Below are 537 nucleotides of genomic sequence, written 5' to 3'. Positions count from 1 at the left end.
ATCACTCAATAGCCAAGAATGGATCAAGTGCTGAGTGTCACACTTTTTCTGTCAATAGGGGCTTGGTGAACACTTACGCGTTTCAAGCGTTAAGAAAGAGATAGCGAGTCAAACTCAGGTAGTGAAAGAATTGGCAGCTAACTATTAGGTGGGGTTAATTCATGGCAGAAAAATGTCCTTTCTGTGGTGCTCTTTTTACAGTAACCGAAGTTGGAGGCGGTGGGATTTGTGGGGCTTGTCGTGAGCCTATTGATTGTCCTTATTGCAACGAAACGGTTCGAGAAGAGCGTACTACAGGATTTTTTAAAGAATCGATTGTAAAAAAACCAGAAAGTCGTCTTTCTCAACATCTGGGGATTACTGATGAAGAATGGGATGAAATGGACGTTGAACTTAATGCAGATACCGGTAGTCATGACGAAATGACTTATTGTTATTGGTTTGAAGTTCCAGAAGGTACACGGCTTTGTTGCGTAATTCGATGGAACTAAATCAAGAAGCTACGATCTGAGCGGTTACGCCCATCAATCGTCGTAG

General features: G+C 42.3%; 1 protein-coding gene. It reads left to right on the top strand.

Translation table 11 applies throughout. From position 1 onward, the window contains the following. The first annotated feature begins 161 nt into the window (after nucleotides 1–161). Nucleotides 162–491: a hypothetical protein gene (locus tag R7E78_RS29940; protein WP_318059116.1), complete on the top strand. Its 330-nt coding sequence runs from the start codon at nucleotides 162–164 to the stop codon at nucleotides 489–491. The last annotated feature ends 46 nt before the right edge of the window (nucleotides 492–537 follow it).

It is taken from the genome of Vibrio sp. YT-19(2023) (assembly GCF_033337395.1).
Note: the sequence above shows the minus strand (reverse complement) of the source record. Positions and strands in the feature narration are given on the sequence as shown.

Bases quoted from the DNA above. Each gene is read 5' to 3' on its own strand.
- R7E78_RS29940 (WP_318059116.1), top strand. From the start codon at position 162: ATGGCAGAAAAATGTCCTTTCTGTGGTGCTCTTTTTACAGTAACCGAA.